10 protein-coding genes are annotated in these 16,862 nt (G+C 39.3%); 9 read left to right on the forward strand and 1 reads right to left on the reverse strand.

Annotated features, from left to right (window positions below):
• Positions 1-920: 920 nt before the first annotated feature.
• A complete protein-coding gene (locus tag Bovatus_RS14020) occupies positions 921-1,937 on the reverse strand; it encodes a LacI family DNA-binding transcriptional regulator (protein WP_004323118.1) in 1,017 nt (338 codons plus the stop codon).
• A gap of 143 nt (positions 1,938-2,080) precedes the next feature.
• On the opposite strand from Bovatus_RS14020, the gene rbsK reads away from it, so the two are divergent.
• The 9 genes from rbsK to Bovatus_RS14065 are packed head-to-tail and all read left to right on the forward strand — an operon-like array spanning position 2,081 to position 16,851.
• Positions 2,081-2,995: a ribokinase gene (rbsK, locus tag Bovatus_RS14025; protein ID WP_004296454.1), complete on the forward strand. Its 915-nt coding sequence runs from the start codon at positions 2,081-2,083 to the stop codon at positions 2,993-2,995.
• Positions 2,996-3,015: 20 nt separating this feature from the next.
• Positions 3,016-5,949: a SusC/RagA family TonB-linked outer membrane protein gene (locus tag Bovatus_RS14030; protein ID WP_052587839.1), complete on the forward strand. Its 2,934-nt coding sequence runs from the start codon at positions 3,016-3,018 to the stop codon at positions 5,947-5,949.
• 15 nt (positions 5,950-5,964) lie between these two features.
• Positions 5,965-7,494 carry a RagB/SusD family nutrient uptake outer membrane protein gene (locus Bovatus_RS14035; protein WP_004296456.1) on the forward strand — a complete coding sequence of 510 codons (1,530 nt, stop codon included), beginning with the start codon at positions 5,965-5,967 and terminating at the stop codon, positions 7,492-7,494.
• A gap of 59 nt (positions 7,495-7,553) precedes the next feature.
• Positions 7,554-9,518 carry an ADP-ribosylglycohydrolase family protein gene (locus Bovatus_RS14040; RefSeq protein ID WP_004296457.1) on the forward strand — a complete coding sequence of 655 codons (1,965 nt, stop codon included), beginning with the start codon at positions 7,554-7,556 and terminating at the stop codon, positions 9,516-9,518.
• 12 nt (positions 9,519-9,530) lie between these two features.
• Entirely contained in the window at positions 9,531-11,138 is a 1,608-nt protein-coding gene (locus Bovatus_RS14045; RefSeq protein ID WP_004296458.1) for an ADP-ribosylglycohydrolase family protein, read from the forward strand.
• Between the two features lie 6 nt (positions 11,139-11,144).
• Positions 11,145-12,692, forward strand: a complete 1,548-nt coding sequence (locus tag Bovatus_RS14050) for an ADP-ribosylglycohydrolase family protein (protein WP_004296459.1) — start codon at positions 11,145-11,147, stop codon at positions 12,690-12,692.
• Between the two features lie 12 nt (positions 12,693-12,704).
• The gene (locus Bovatus_RS14055; protein WP_004296460.1) at positions 12,705-14,303 is read left to right on the forward strand and encodes an alpha/beta hydrolase; all 1,599 of its coding nucleotides are present in this window, start codon (positions 12,705-12,707) and stop codon (positions 14,301-14,303) included.
• Position 14,304: 1 nt separating this feature from the next.
• On the forward strand, positions 14,305-15,825 hold the full coding sequence (locus Bovatus_RS14060) for an alpha/beta hydrolase (RefSeq protein ID WP_004296461.1): 1,521 nt from the start codon (positions 14,305-14,307) through the stop codon (positions 15,823-15,825).
• A gap of 18 nt (positions 15,826-15,843) precedes the next feature.
• Positions 15,844-16,851: a GRP family sugar transporter gene (locus tag Bovatus_RS14065; protein ID WP_004323116.1), complete on the forward strand. Its 1,008-nt coding sequence runs from the start codon at positions 15,844-15,846 to the stop codon at positions 16,849-16,851.
• Positions 16,852-16,862: the final 11 nt, after the last annotated feature.

The following is a 16,862-nucleotide window of genomic DNA, read 5'->3' on the forward strand; positions in this document are numbered from 1 at the left end:
TCTTTAAAGTTAATAGTTCAATATCTATTAGCTAATACACAAGAGGTATTAAAAAGTATTACGGCAAATAAGTTAATGAATATTAATTCGGGAAATATAGGAGAACTTGCCGGAAATCAATCCATACTTGATAAAAAAGAAAGAAAACACTTCAAAGGTATCGTTTTTAAAAGAAAATATAAAGGGGGGATATCGTATTTTCTCATTTAATGCATAAATTAGTGTCTTTACCTGAAAAAGAATGAGCAACATCCACCTCACATATGAGTGATTCCACCAGAACCCGGCTCAATCTGAAAATTTAGGGGATTTGATTCAGGGCAATCACACCCTTAAAAATAGATTCATTCCGGTACGGAAATGAACTAAACAGTAGCTTCCAATAGTCAGTAAGAGATAACCTGTCTTAATACTGTATTTAGTTTCCTGGCTTTTATAAATAATAATTAGATCTGCACTTCAGTTTTCGTTCTACTTAAGTCGAACGATAGAACCACTTAAGTTGAACTATCGCTCCACTTAAGTGGAACGAAAACTCATTAGGGAACGAAGAAAATAATAGTTCTAAGAAGAATTACTAAAAACTGTATTGCGTTAGATTAGTCCTTGTAACTATGAATTTAGCTCAAAATAGTACCGGAATGAATCAATTTTTAGGGATGTGATTGCCCTGAATCAAATCCCCCCAATCCCCAAGAATTACAACTGAGCCCAGAACTCTTGATACTTATAAATTCATATAGTTGGTGTCAAAAGGCAATGGTGTCAAGTACGCCTGACAATGGAAATGAAGGCAACGGAGAAGGTGGAAATGAAGGCGGTGGTGAAGCACCAGATCCGGCAGCATAAGAAACGGTATTAATATGTAAAAAATCGGGCTTGACATTGTTCAAGCCCGATTTTTTCTATTATCTAAAATACTACTTTCTATCAGTTAACACCTTTATCGAATCCCGTTTTATAATATTAGGTTTCAAAAGAATCTCCGAATGTAGTTCAGTTTCTTCCAAAATCTTCTGCATCAACATTTTTACAGCAATAATGCCAATATTCTCCAGTGATTGTGCAATACGAGTTATAGGAGGATTTAGATAGTCCAGATATAAGTTATCATCAAACGAAATGATAGACATATCTTGAGGAATTCTCACTTTATGCTCATTTAATGCTTTGACGGCTCCCAAAAGAATTGTACTACTTAACGCAAATATAGCAGTAGGTTTTGTAGTAGAGTTCAGAGCCAACTTAGTCTCAATATAACCATTCTGAATCGAGAACTCATTTCCTCTTATCATTGCGTTATCCTGATAACCAGCTTCGCGAAGCGCATCAAGATACCCGCGCACACGTTCCTTAGTTGTTATAGAAATATCCGGCCCCTGAATACAGAGAATCTTACTATGCCCCGATTCTAATAATAATTTCGTTGCCTGATAGGCTCCTACATAATTATCAGTAGCTACGTATGGCAAATTATGCTTCTCAAAATAGCGGTCAATTAGCACAATCGGAGTTTTAGTACTAATCTCCTCGAGTTTAGAAGGGTTTTCACCAGTCGGAACCAAAATAATTCCGTCTATCTTACGTGACAGAAGCGAATCAATAGCTTTATTTTCCTGAATAGGATCTTCCAGGGTATCGATAAGCATGACAGTATAATTATAACGTTGTGCTTCACGGATGACAACACTTGCTATATTGGCAAAAAAAGGATTATCTATGTGTGGTACAAGAAGGCCTATAGTATATGTCGTGTTGTTGCGCAAACTTTGCGCAACTATATCAGGCTGATAGTCCAATTCTTTAACGGACTGCAAAATAACCTCCTTAGCAGACTGGCTGATCCTATATTTCTCTGATTTCCCATTTAACACTCTGGAAATCGTAGAGATAGAGTACCCAGTTTTCTTTGATACATCAATCAGAGTTTTCTTCATTACTGGTTGTTTTTTGCAAAAATAACATTTTATTTGAGAAAAAAGCAAGAAAAATATTTTGTTTTGAAAAAAATTTCTATATTTGCGCAAACGATTGCGCATCGTTTACGATTCAATTCGCCTTAATACTTAATACTCATTATATGGACACAAAGAAGAAAATCGTAGTGATAGGTAGCAGTAATACGGATATGGTTATCAAATCAGACCGTCTACCAAAACCAGGAGAAACAATTCTGGGAGGAAACTTCTTAATGAATCATGGCGGCAAAGGAGCTAACCAAGCCGTAGCTGCTGCAAGACTAGGAGGAGATGTCACTTTCATATGTAAAATAGGAAATGACATTTTTGGAAATGAAACCTTGGAAATGTTTCACAAAGAAAAGATCGACACTACTTATGTAGGAATTACCCCGCAGGAACCATCAGGAGTAGCTCTTATCAATGTCGACAAAAAAGGGGAAAACTGTATTGTTGTTGCTTCCGGAGCCAACGGGACTTTATCTATTGATGACATACAAAATGCAGAACCTGCCATCAAACAGGCATCCATCGTCATTATGCAGTTGGAAACTCCAATCGAGAGTGTCACTTATGCAGCCAAAATGGCTAAAAAAGATGGAATTACCGTTATATTAAATCCCGCCCCTGCCCCTACCCAACAACTGCCTGACGATTTATTAGCCAATGTCGACATTCTTATTCCTAATGTCACAGAGGCTGAAATCATCTCGGGAATGCACATTACAGATGATGAATCGGCAAAAGAAGCGATTCGTTATATTAGTTCGAAAGGCATAAAAACTGTCATTATTACGATGGGAGCCAAAGGAGCTCTCGCCTATGAAAACAATGAGTTTATCCACATTCCAGCCTTCAAGGTAGAAGCAGTAGACACAACCGCTGCCGGAGATACATTCTGCGGCGGATTGTGCGTAGCTCTGTCTGAGGGCAAAAATCTAAAAGATGCAATTATATTTGCAAGTAAAGCCTCTTCTATTTCTGTTACCAGAATGGGAGCACAAGTATCTATACCTTTGAGAAAAGAAATACAATAATCATCCTTAATTCTGTTATTATGATAAAACAATGTTCAATCCACGGTCTATTGACAAGTATGTTGTTAATAGTATTTTCTTTGATGAGCAATGATGCTATTGCCCAGAAGGCAATAAGAGGTACAGTCCTCGATGAAGCAAATGAACCCATTATCGGTGCCAGTGTCCTTGTTAAAGGTACAACAAATGGTTCTATTACAGGAGTTGATGGAACCTTCAATGTAAAAGCGAATCCTTCTGATGTATTGGTTATATCTTATGTAGGTTATGCAACTGTTGAACAACAAGTAGGAAATCAGACACAGCTTGTAATACACCTGCGCGAAGACTCGAAAGTGCTTAATGACGTTGTAGTAATCGGCTACGGCTCTACCACAAAGAAAGAGCTTACAGGATCGGTTACCAGCATGAAGAAAGATGACCTCAATCCCGGAACATTCACCAATGCTATGGGAATGTTGCAAGGAAAAGTGGCAGGATTACAAATTATCAACCCGAACGGTGCTGATCCGACAGCCAAATATGAAGTATTACTTCGCGGAACAAACACACTTTCCGCAGGCCAAGGTCCATTAATTATTATTGATGGGGTGGCAGGTGCAGATATCAGAAATATCAATTTTCAGGAAGTGGAATCAATTGACGTATTAAAAGATGGTTCGGCAGCTGCTATTTATGGAACAAGAGGTACGAATGGAGTAATCATCGTCACAACTAAACGTGCAAGAAGTGGCAAAACGGAAGTTTCTTATGATGGGCAACTCACCGTGGGAGTCGTTTCACGCAGAGCAAAACCTTTATCGGCAAGCGAATACAAATCTGTTATCAAGGAATATCGCCCAGAATTGGAAAGTTATATTTTTGACAGTGATACCGATTGGTTTAAAGAAATTACACAAACTCCGTTCAGCCATAAGCACAACTTGTCTATATCCGGAGGTTCCGAGAAGTTCTCACACCACACTTCTTTCAATTATGAAAAGAGCGATGGCTTGCAAAAGCATAATAGCTCCGAAAAGCTAATGGCACGTACCAATATTCGCCAGTCATTATTAGATAAATGGGTCGATTTGGATTATAACCTGAATATCATTCATCGCAAATACAGCCCTTCCTCTACAAGTGCTTTTATGCAGGCATTTACCCATAATCCAACAGAGCCTGTTTATGACGACAGCGATCCGGATGCCGGAGGATATAGCCGTATCAAAGCAATGGAATATTACAATCCGGTAGCGATCATTAACGAAAGGAACATGGAAAGTAAGAATGATAATTATGGTGCAAATATTCGTGCTACTCTAAACATATTGCCTATAAAAGGATTAAAATGGGAGAACTTTGTTTCATACGACAAGGAACAATATGAGACACGTGAATACTACACACATTATTATCCAAGTTTAATAGGAACAAACGGGCAAGCCTATATTGAAAACTATCAGGAAAACGATACACAATATGAGTCTACTTTAAATTACTCGAATATTTTCGGAAAACATTCCATTCAGGCATTACTCGGATATACATACCAGTATACTTACAGCACATCTGCATCCATGACAAATTCCGGTTTCGACTTCGATGACAACCAGACTCATAACATCGGAACAGGAACGAATCTAACTGAAGGCAAAGCCAGCATGTCGTCCAATAAAGAAGATAATACATATATCGGATTCTTCGGACGTTTTATGTACAACTACGATGATAAATATCTTTTGTCTGCTTCACTACGTCGTGATGGCTCCAGCCGTTTCGGTGACAATAATAAGTGGGGATGGTTCCCGGCTGTCAGCGTAGGTTGGCGTATAAATAAAGAGAAATTCCTCTCGAATGTCAAATGGATCGATGATTTAAAATTGAGAGCCGGATACGGAGTTACCGGTAACCAGGATTTCTCAAACTACAAATCTTTGATGATGATGACTACAGCCGGTAAATTCTATTACAATGGCCAATGGATCAATACTTATCAACCTGCAAGTAATGCAAATCCGGATCTAAAATGGGAGAAAAAAGCAGAGTTCAACGTTGGTGTCGATATGACAATGTTTGACAACCACCTCTCGTTCACTTTTGATTATTACAAACGGACTACATCAAACTTGCTATATGACTACATCGTGCCAACACCTCCTTATGTATATAATACCTTGTTTACGAATGTTGGAAAAGTTACTAATGAAGGAGTTGAATTAACAATATCCGGTACACCTTTTAACACTAGGGACTTTACATGGAATACCTCACTTACCGTTTCGCACAATAAAAACAAATTGGTGAAATTCACCAATGATGAATTCACTAACGGAACATACAAAGTGGGATGGTCTACAAGTGCTGCCTGCTACACTCAACGTCTGATAGAAGGACAGTCATTGGGTACTTTCTATGGTCCTATATGGTTAGGAACTGATACAGATGGAAAAGATGTATTGCTAGGACAAAATGCAGACGGTTCCGTACCGGAAGAACAATGGGAAAAAATTGGCTGTGCTTATCCGGATGCCACTCTTAGCTGGAGTAATACCTTCAGATATAAGAAATTCGACTTGAGTTTCTCACTGCGTGCATCTATCGGCGGAGAAATTCTGAACAACTATGCGATGGAATATGAAAATCTAAGCAGCATCGGACTTAGAAATATCTCATCAAACTGGTTATCTCAAACGAATTTCACAAGTACGACCTATAAATATTCCTCCAAATATATAGAGGATGCTTCTTATTTAAAACTGGATAATGTAACCTTTGGATATACTTGGGATTTCACATCCAAAATGATAAAAAGACTAAGATTGTCTCTTACTGCACAGAATGTATTCTGTATCACCGGTTATTCTGGTGTCGACCCAGAAGTTGCTCTTTCCGGACTGGAACCCGGTATGGAAAGTTTGAGCTATTATCCGCGTACAACAGAATTTACTTTTGGAGTTAATATAGTATTCTAAAAAAATAAGATTACCATGAAAAAGACAAATATAATATTAAGTTTCGTTATCTGTATATTATTATACGGATGTACCGATCTTAGCGAAACTGTATACACAGGAGTAGCGATGAATGACTTCTTTAAAAATGAGAAAGAACTGGTAGCCAATGCAGGTAGAGCGTATACGAAATTACAAGGATACAATTCCGAACAAAGTTTATGGACATTGCTTTTACAAGCTTCTGATGAATGTGCCGTTCCCGCTTGTGGTGGTTCCTGGTACAGCAATGGACGTTATGAAGAAATCCAGACGAATAAAATTCCACCTGCAAATAAATTATTGACAAGGGGATGGAACTGGATATTTAATGGTATTGCTGCATGTAATGAAATTATTTACGAAACGGAATTATCACCTATCCAGTTTGAAGGAAAAGAGAAGATTATAGCTGAAATGAAAATATTGCGTGCTTTCTACTATTATCAAGCCATTTCTTGTTGGGGAAACGTACCTTTCACAACTGACTACACGGAAACCGGATACCCGGAACAAAAAAGTCGTGAATATATTTTCAACTATCTGGAAAAAGAAATTAATGACAATATCGAGTTCCTAGACAGGGAGCCTTCAGATACTAATTATGGACGGGCCACACAAGCTGCCGCTTATTGCATTCTTGCGAAAATGTATCTGAATGCAGAAGCATGGTTCGGTACTCCAATGTATGACAAAGCAGAGAAAGCCTGTAAAGATATTATGGATATAGGTGCTTACAGCATTGAAGACTCTTATTCTACTAATTTTGATATAAAAAATGAAGATTCTAAGGAGAATATCTTTGTAATCCTGTATGACAGAGTATATACTAGCGGTGACAGTAACTCATTTTATTTGCATACGCTGACATTGGAAGCTGCATCACAAGCAACATTTAATATTCCGGCAGCCCCATGGTCGGGTTTTCTCTGCCAACCGGACTTTTTCCAAACATACGCAGAACAAGATCTTCGCAGAAGTCAGAGCTGGTTATACGGTCCTCAAGTAGACCTAAGCGGAAAGGATCTTGGTTTCGAATATACTCCTGTCTTCCCCGAAGAAAAATATTACAATAGCAACGGAGGACGTGGCACATACGACGGTGCACGCTGCTGGAAATGGCATTACCAGACTGATGGTTCTTTAAAAGAATATACAGTTAGTATGGACAACGACTTTGCCATCTTCCGTTATGCCGATGTTGTATTAATGTATGTAGAGGCTTTGGTACGACAAAACAGAACAAGTGAGGCCATCCAACTGGCAGACTTCAAGAAGATTCGTACAAGAGCAGGGCTTGATGCATATACTACAAGCCAATTGACGGTTGATGAACTTTATGCAGAACGAGGCAGAGAACTGGCATGGGAAGGATGGCGCCATGAAGATATGATACGTTTCGGAAAATATCTGAAAAAATATTGGGCACACCCTGACCAAAGTTCAGAAACTTTTAGAAATGTATTTCCAATTCCTACGGATATTTTAAATGCAAATCCAAAATTATCTCAAAACAAAGATTATTAACCACAATTGGAAGGTTCACATAGAAAAGTGTACCTTCCAACAAATCAACCCTGATAAGTATGAAAAAACCAATCATCTTTTTACTTGTTTTAATTACCAACATCTTATTTATCTCTGCACAGAAAATTTCAAAGACAGAGTTAAAAGACAAAATAGCTGGAGCTTGGATCGGGCAAATGGTAGGAAATATATATGGACTTCCTTTTGAGAACAAGTTTGTAGATGAACCTGCCCCGGAATCCAGATTTCCATTCGGTTACACTAAAAACATAGATAAATTGCAGAAGTATAACGGTGCATTCTCTGATGACGATACTGATGTTGAGTATATCTACTTACTATTAATGGAGAAATATGGTGTAGAACCTACTTATGCCAATATGCGCGAAGGATGGATGTATCATATCCGTGACCGTGTATGGCTAGCCAATAGGGCTGCACTCGGATTAATGCATCTTGGATTCACCCCTCCGTTCACAGGTGACGAAAATCTGAATCCGCACTGGTATCAGATCGACCCTCAATTGATTAACGAGATATGGGCGTATACAGCACCGGGAATGATTTCATATGCTGCAGGAAAAAGTGATTGGGCGGCCCGTATCACAAGCGATTCGTGGGCGGTATCTCCCACTGTCCTATATGGTGCAATGTACGCTGACGCTTTTTTCTGCAAGGATATCCGCAAACTGATTACACGAGCCTTGAAAGAACTACCTGCTGATGACAGATATGCGATAGCTGTAAAAGAGATGATTGCTTTATATGACAAATATCCTAAAGATTGGGTAAAAGCACGTCAAATCATGGCTAAAAAATATTACATAGATGAACCAGCCATGACAAAAACAATCTGGAATGCTAATCTGAACGGATTATGCGGGATTTTGGCTATGTTGTATGGCGAAGGAGATTTCCAACGGACATTGGATTTAAGCTGTGCAATGGGATTTGACTGCGACAATCAGGCAGCCACTATCTCCGGACTTCTAGGAGTAATGTATGGTGCAAAGTCTCTTCCCGAAAGTTTGACTAAACCTATCGAAGGATGGGAAAAACCCTTCAACGACCGGTATATCAATATCACCAGGTTTGATATGCCCGATGCTTCCATTGAAGACATGATTGAACGTACTTACAACAAAGCAATCGAACTGGTTTGTGCCAAAGGAGGAAAAGTAAAGGGTGATATGGTATATGTTAACCCCAAAGCACAATTCATCCCCCCTATGGAATTCTGTATCGGTCCGAATCCGGACTTGGAAATCGGACAGCCTACCGATTACTCATTTGCCTGCAGAACAAACGCTGATTTCAAATGGGAACTGGTAAAAGGTAAACTTCCGGTAGGAGTTACATTCCAAAACGGTAAACTGGCAGGAACTCCTACAGAAGCCGGCAAATATCCAATTACCCTTCAATTAAGCGCAAATAACAAGAACTCAATTACTAAAGACTTTGAGTTATTGGTTAAAACCAAGAATATAGCCCCCAAGGCTGACACTATTTACGCAAATATTCGCAAACTAAACGAAGAAGTACTCGATTCTTGCTGGATTACCTTTGGAAAACCGATGTACGCAACAAATGTAGAAGTAATTAATGACGGAGTCAAAGATGGCGTAGGATCTGTATTTTATTCATTAGCGGCCAAAAGTAATCTGCCTAAAATAGACTATTTCGGATACGGTTGGAAAGAAGAGCATAACATCAATATGCTTGTTTTAGATATGGGCTGTCTGGAAGAGTTCGGAGGATGGTTTACTTCTCTAAACATTCAATATCTTGGAAATGACGGACATTGGTATGACGTAGGTAAATTCAAATCAACTCCGGCACTTCCCGAAACCGATATTGTATTTTTCCAACCTCCGTTTGCACAATATGTTTTGGAATTCCCGGCAGTAGAAACCAAGGGAATACGCGTACTAATGGATGCAAAAGTGCAGGAACACTGGCATAAATACACAAAGAATGTATCATCATTCATCTCTATCACCGAGTTGGGAGTTTATGAGAAATAAAGGAGGAGAAGAATGAGGAAAATAATTACGATATGTATTATAGGGCTTTTTGCTCTCAACGTACAAGCCCAGCCTGTAAAAACTTTAAAGTTATCTGATAAAGAACTTTTAGATAAGATTAAAGGAGGATGGGCCGGACAAACCATTGGTGTTGTTTTCGGAGCACCTACAGAGTTTAAGTTCACGGGAACTTATATTCAAGATTACCAGCCAATCCCCTGGGCGGAAGGTTACGTAAAATATTGGTGGGAAAAGAAGCCCGGATTGTTCGATGATATTTATAACGATTGCACGTTTGTTGAGGCATTTGATGAACTTGGCCTGGATTGTTCACAAGAAGAACTTGCCAAAAGATTTGCATTCGCTGATTATCATTTGGCCCATGCTAACCAAGCAGGCAGATATAATATCCGCCAAGGTATCATGCCACCGGCTTCCGGTCATTGGTTGAATAACCCACATGCAGACGATCTGGATTTCCAGATCGAAGCAGACTTCATTGGTCTGATGGCTCCGGCAATGCTGCCGGAAGCATTGGATATCGCCTCCAGAGTAGGCCACATTATGAATAGCGGTGACGGTTTTTATGGCGGTGCTTTCGTAGCAGCTCTTTATAGCTCCGCTTTCTATGAAAAAAGTCCTGAAGCGATTCTAAAAACCGCAATCTCTGCCATACCTGAAAAGAGTACATTCCATCAATGTATTCAGGATGTAATCAATTTCCATTCTTTGCACCCGGACAACTGGAAAGATTGCTGGTACTTCCTGCAAGAAAAATGGAACTGCGATGTAGGATGTCCCAAAGGCGTATTTCTAAACTTTAATATTGACGCCAAGCTCAATTCCGCTTTCGTAGCATTAGCTATGCTCTACGGTAAAGGAGACTTCACCAACTCTATCGATATTGCAACACGCTGCGGACAAGATTCTGACTGTAATCCGTCTACAGTCGGCGGTGTACTCGGCGTCATGTATGGGTATGATAAAATCCCTTCATTCTGGTTAAACCCTTTGAAAGAAGTAGAAGACTTTACATTTGAAGGAACGAATATGTCGTTGGCAAAAGCATACCAAATGAGTTTCGATCAAGCTAAACAACTCATAGTCAAAACAGGTGGAAAAGTATCTGGTGGGGAGATAGAAATTCCAATCAAAAAGGCGGATGTACTTCCTTTAGAACAAAATTTCGAAAACACCTATCCACTTTATAGAGAACGCAAAGACTGCTTCCTGACAGATACATTTGAATTTGATTTCAATGGTAACGGATTTGTTATCTGGGGCAACATTTGCTGCACAAGAAGTATTACTCCCGATTATATCAATCGTGTATCTACACGCCACATCGGTTCCGAGGTGTTCGGATTGGCAGAGCCCAATGACCCTTACGTTGCTAAAGTGGAAATATGGATTGACGGAGAACTGGACCATGTAGCAGCTTTACCCATGAGAAACACAGACCGCAAAGTAGAACCAGCCTGGAAATACCTCATGAAAGAAGGAAGACACCACGTTAAAATGAAATGGTTGAACCGCAAAAAAGACTACATTATTCGTATCAACGACATAATGTATTATTCAGAGAAAAAAGAACATGATAGATTTTACTTTAATAAATAAGTTAAGATGAAAAAAGTCCTGATTAACATCATTCTACTATTTACCTTTTCCATATCGGGAATGGCACAAATAGAATATGGAAAAACAGTTGAAATAAGTAAAGAGGTACTGCTCGACAAAATTAAAGGAGGCTGGGCCGGACAAACCATAGGATGCACCTATGGCGGTCCTACAGAATTTAAATACAGAGGAGCGATCATTCATGAGAAAACTCCAATAATCTGGTATGATGACTATTGCAAGGACATCTTTGCAGAAGATCCGGGATTGTATGATGATGTATATATGGATCTTACCTTTCTGGAAGTAATGCAAAAAGAAGGGATAAATGCCCCTGCCGAATCATTTGCCAAAGCCTTTGCAAACGCAGATTACAAATTATGGCATGCCAACCAGGCAGCCAGATATAACATATTGCACGGTATTATGCCACCAGCATCGGGACATTGGAAAAATAATCCGCACGCTGACGATATTGATTTCCAGATTGAAGCAGACTTCATTGGAATGATATGTCCGGGGATGGTAAATACCGCCTCCAATTTTTCGGACAAGATAGGGCATATCATGAACTACGGCGACGGATGGTATGGAGGTGTATACATGGGAGCAATGTATGCATTGGCTTACGTAAATAACGACATTTATACAATTGTCACGGAAGCTCTTAAAACAATACCCGAACAAAGTAAATTTCACCGTTGCATCACAGACGTTATTAAATATTGGAAACAATATCCCGATGACTGGCGTAAATGCTGGCTGGAAATAGAAAACCGGCATGCTTTTGAGATTGGCTGCCCGGAAGGGGTATTCAATGCATTTAACATTGACGCCACTATCAATGCGGCTTACTGTGTGATGGGACTTTTATATGGCAACGGCGACTTTTTCAAAACAATGGATATAGCCACTCGTTGCGGACAAGATTCCGACTGTAACCCGGCAACTGCCGCAGGAATTCTTGGAGTCATACAAGGCTACAAGGCTATCCCCGAATACTGGAAACCGGCACTCGAAAGATGTGAAAATATTAAGTTCCCTTACACAGATATCTCTTTAAGTTCTGTATACGACATTAATCTCAAACTATTGAGTGATGTATTAAAAGCAAACGGAGGAAAAATAAAAGGAGATAAATACTATACCACGATTCAGAAGCCAAAAACCGTAGCATGGGAAGTTTCTTTTGAAGGCTTATATCCTTCTGAAAGAAGAGTTATCAAATATGATCTCGGTACAGAAAAAACATTTGAGTTCAATGGCAAGGGAGTTGTTTTAATGGGGATGATCAGGCAAGATGTTAAAGATAGTAATGACAATTACATCGCCATCCTGGAGGCCTACATTGACGGCAAGAAAGTAGAAACCATAGAAATGCCTTATGACTACATAAAAAGAAAGTATGACATTTTCTATAATTATGATTTAGAGGAAGGACCTCACAAACTGGTTATTAAATGGATTAATCCGAATGAAAAATATGCCGTTCAATGTAAAGACATGGTGGTTTATTCATCCACACCGGCAGAGCCAATCAATCCTTATAAATAAAAGAGAGAAGCCATGAATAGAAAACTACTCCTATTATTAGCCTTATTATTATTTTCCTACGGATTGTCATCATGTTCGTCTGATGATAACAATCCGTCCGAAGGCGAACAGACCGATACACCGGAACTGTTTACCAAACGCTATAATCCCGATCAAAGTTTTTACAGCAAAATATTAGGACAAGAAATCAAATATTCCGTATTACTGCCTCAAGAGTATCTATCGGAAAGTACGGGTAAATATGGAGTAGTTTTCCTTCTACATGGCTGGGGAGGAAACCAAAGTTCATGGGGACCTTCAGGTCTGAATATTCAAAGCATAGCTGATGCGCAAACCAGCAATGGTAGTATTCGCCCATTGATCTACATCATGCCGGAAGGTTTCAACACTTATTTTTGCAACCGCTATGACGGAAAGTTCAACTATATGGATATGTTCATTAATGAACTCGTACCCCTGATTGATAAGCGGTTCCGAACAACAGCCAGTAAGACGGAAAGAGCTGTTGCCGGATTCTCTATGGGAGGTTTCGGGGCATTAAGTATAGCATCGCAACATCCTGAAACATTCTCGGTATCAATAGGATTAAGTCCCTCTCTAAATACAGATGAACAATACATCTCTTTGTCACAAGACGGTTGGAATCTTCAATGGGGAAACAACTTCGGAGGAAGCGGCCAGACAGGAACAGGCAGGCTGACAAGCTATTATAAAAGCCAATGTCCGCTACACTTTTTCAAGGATAAACCAAGTTCCACATTTCAAACAGTACGGTATTACATAGACTGCGGTGATGATGAAGAAAGACTATATGCAGGAAACGGTGAATTACATTCTCTATTACGGGACAAAAATATCAAGCACGAATATCGTGTACGAAACGGTGCCCATACTGACAGTTATTGGCGTGAATCCATGAAAGAGGCACTGCCTTTTATCGAACGTTCATTCAAAGGAGAAAACTATCCGCAGGAAACTCTGAAAAAATTCACAGAGGAATTACATGCTACTAATAAAAACATAAAAGTAGGTAATTCCAATATCGAACTATGGTTACCGGATGACTACAATTCCGAACTAACTTACAAAGTTCTTTATTACAGCAAAGGAGAAGGTAATGTTGATCTTACAACAAAGAAGGTAGCAGTGGCATTAGATTCTCTTATGCAAATCAAACGTATGATAATTGCAGGTTTTAATGTGAAAGAAATGATTCTAAATGAAACAAATTTTTCAGCTATTACCGATGCTGTGGAAAAGACGGTTCATACGGAAAGCAATGCAGATTTCAGATTAGGATTAACATACGGTTCAGAAGCTGATTACTTATACAATCAGTCAACAGGCAATGCCCCTGCTATCAACTTTTTCTTTGCAGAAGACGCAGATATTATCAACCTTTCTGCCGAGAATCGTGCCAAAATCTATTATTTGGACATAACAGACGAAGGCAGCAACTACAATAGCATCTTTACTCTGTTCAATGGATTGCGAGGTGCAGAAGCTCCGGTGCAATATCGTGTCAGAAACGGGCTGGATAGTGAACAGTCCGCCCAAACAGGTATTTATTCAATGAGTTATTATATTGGTGAACAGTTAATAAAGAAATAATATGAAGAAGATACTGTTATATATTATCCTATTTCTATCAGGTATAGATGGAGCTTGGGCACTTCCCATAGAAAAAGAAGGGATGAGTATTTACAGTCCGTCCCTAAAGCAAGAAGTCTCCTACTCCATTATCTTACCGGAAGGTTATGAACATTCAGAAACAGAATATCCAGTCTTATACATGTTTCATGGAATAGGAGGTGATTATACCAGTTGGCTCGAATACGGCAACGTTGCCCGTGTAATGGATAAAATGATAAAAGAAGGAAAGATTCAACCTTTCATTATGGTTATTCCTGACGGTTACCTGTCTTATTACAGTGACACTTATGATGGCAGTTCCCTTTATGAAACTTTCTTTATCAAAGAACTGGTTCCATATATAGATAACAACTATCGTACTCGCAAGGATATTAATGGACGCTCGATCATTGGTTTCTCTATGGGAGGATTCGGAGCATTATCCGTTAGTTTGCGCAACCGCCACTTATTCGGCTCTGTCGTTGCGTTATCGCCATCCATCCGTACAGAAAAACAATACATAGAAGAAGGGCCACAAAAAGGATGGGACAATCAATGGGGACGGATTTTCGGAGGAGTGGGAAAGAATGGTAAGCAGCGCCTAACCAGTTACTATAAACAACATTCACCCTACCACATTCTTTCCACCCTCCGCAATTCCGATTTAAAAGGATTTGGCATCATGCTGGATATTGGAGATAAAGAAGGTACTCTTTGCGAAAGTAATGAAGAACTGCACCGATTATTACTGGAAAGACAAATACCTCATGAATGGGAAGTACGTTCAGGAGGACATGATTTCACCTGCTGGAATACTGCACTGCCCAAAGCATTCAGATTCATAAACGAATATTTCAATGGAAAGCGGTCAGGAAATAGTGAGAGTAGTCTTCCGAATGAGACTCCGTTTATCCAAACAGCCAATGCAACGGTCTATTATCCGGAACAGGCTCAAGGAAGCACAAGAAAATATCCTATTATCTATGTACAGGGAGAAATTAACGAACAACAGCAAAAGGTTCTCGTCAGTCAGTTTCATCAAATGGTAGATGAGAATAAAACATGGCCTGCTGTTCTTTGTTTCGTAAAAGCTAACACAGACCTGTCAGAAACAATTTCTGATATAGAAAAGCAACTCTCCGGCATCAGAGGTTCCCAACGTATGCGGGCTTTAATCACTTTGGGAGATAATATCAAAGAAGGTATAGAAGCCATTCAGGGAGAAAATTTGTTTACCGGCATAGTCTGTGTAAATGCCATCGGCAACGAAAATGATGCTCAAAATCTTATAAAAGCAGTCAACTCTTACAAAAGATATCCCAGATGCTGGATAGAGATACTCCCCGAATCAAAAGAATATGGTTTTAGTAGTAATATACATATCCTTTTGAAAGAATCGGACCTGGAACATGAGTTCCGGTCAAGAAAATGTAAAGAAGCCAATGTTTTCACTTATTGGGAAGATTGGATACTATATTTAAATAACAGAATTCATGTTTAACAATTAAATACTAATAGTATGTTCACAGTAAACAGTTATTTATTGGCAGTTATATTCTGCATCGTAACCATGATTTGTTGGGGTTCCTGGGGTAATACCCAAAAACTAGTTTCCAAAAATTGGCGTTATGAACTTTTTTATTGGGATTATGTGATTGGAATGGTATTGTTCACCATCTTACTAGGCTTCACAATGGGTAGTCATGGAGATACCGGACGTTCATTCCTGGAAGATCTGGGACAAGCATCAGGAGACAGCATTGGTTGGGTTATCTTGGGGGGCGTAATATTTAATGCTTCAAACATTCTTCTTTCAGCGTCTATTTCCTTGGCTGGTATGTCTGTTGCTTTTCCTTTAGGAGTTGGCATTGCATTGGTATTAGGGGTAATCGTCAATTATCTGGGAATTCCAACTGGTAATCCTTTGCTTTTATTTGGCGGTGTAGCTCTCATTGTTATTGCTATCATTTGCAATGGAGTGGCTTCCGGAAAAATGCAAAAGGGAGAAGAAAGCAGGAAAAACAACAAAAAGGGAATTATCATTGCATTAATTGCCGGTGTACTGATGTCTTTGTTCTACAGGTTCGTAGTGAAAGGTATGGACGTAGAAAACTTCAATTCTCCTGCTATAGGAATGATGACTCCTTATTCTGCCATCTTTGTTTTTTCAATAGGCGTATTACTAAGCAATTTTGTTTTCAACACATTAGTAATGAAATGTCCTTTTGTCGGAGAAAAAGTCAGCTACTCCGAATACTTTAAAGGAAACACGAAAACTCATATATGCGGAATGCTTGGTGGAGCGATATGGGGACTTGGTTCCGCGTTCAGCTATATCGCATCAGGAGAAGCTGGTCCGGCGGTATCTTATGCACTAGGACAAGGCGCACCACTTATTGCCGCTATTTGGGGAGTATTTATCTGGAAAGAATTTAAAGGTTCAACGAAATCTGTTAATCAACTACTGGCCTTGATGTTTATCTTCTTCCTGGTTGGTTTGGGAATGATAGTAGTTGCCGGAAACTAATTATTAACCTT

Source organism: Bacteroides ovatus (assembly GCF_001314995.1).
In the GTDB taxonomy this organism is placed as follows: domain Bacteria; phylum Bacteroidota; class Bacteroidia; order Bacteroidales; family Bacteroidaceae; genus Bacteroides; species Bacteroides ovatus.

Coding starts and splice junctions, on each gene's coding strand:
- Bovatus_RS14065 (WP_004323116.1), top strand. CDS start 15,844: ATGTTCACAGTAAACAGTTATTTATTGGCAGTTATATTCTGCATCGTA.
- Bovatus_RS14030 (WP_052587839.1), top strand. CDS start 3,016: ATGATAAAACAATGTTCAATCCACGGTCTATTGACAAGTATGTTGTTA.
- Bovatus_RS14050 (WP_004296459.1), top strand. CDS start 11,145: ATGAAAAAAGTCCTGATTAACATCATTCTACTATTTACCTTTTCCATA.
- Bovatus_RS14040 (WP_004296457.1), top strand. CDS start 7,554: ATGAAAAAACCAATCATCTTTTTACTTGTTTTAATTACCAACATCTTA.
- Bovatus_RS14060 (WP_004296461.1), top strand. CDS start 14,305: ATGAAGAAGATACTGTTATATATTATCCTATTTCTATCAGGTATAGAT.
- Bovatus_RS14035 (WP_004296456.1), top strand. CDS start 5,965: ATGAAAAAGACAAATATAATATTAAGTTTCGTTATCTGTATATTATTA.
- Bovatus_RS14045 (WP_004296458.1), top strand. CDS start 9,531: ATGAGGAAAATAATTACGATATGTATTATAGGGCTTTTTGCTCTCAAC.
- Bovatus_RS14055 (WP_004296460.1), top strand. CDS start 12,705: ATGAATAGAAAACTACTCCTATTATTAGCCTTATTATTATTTTCCTAC.
- rbsK (WP_004296454.1), top strand. CDS start 2,081: ATGGACACAAAGAAGAAAATCGTAGTGATAGGTAGCAGTAATACGGAT.
- Bovatus_RS14020 (WP_004323118.1), bottom strand. CDS start 1,937: ATGAAGAAAACTCTGATTGATGTATCAAAGAAAACTGGGTACTCTATC.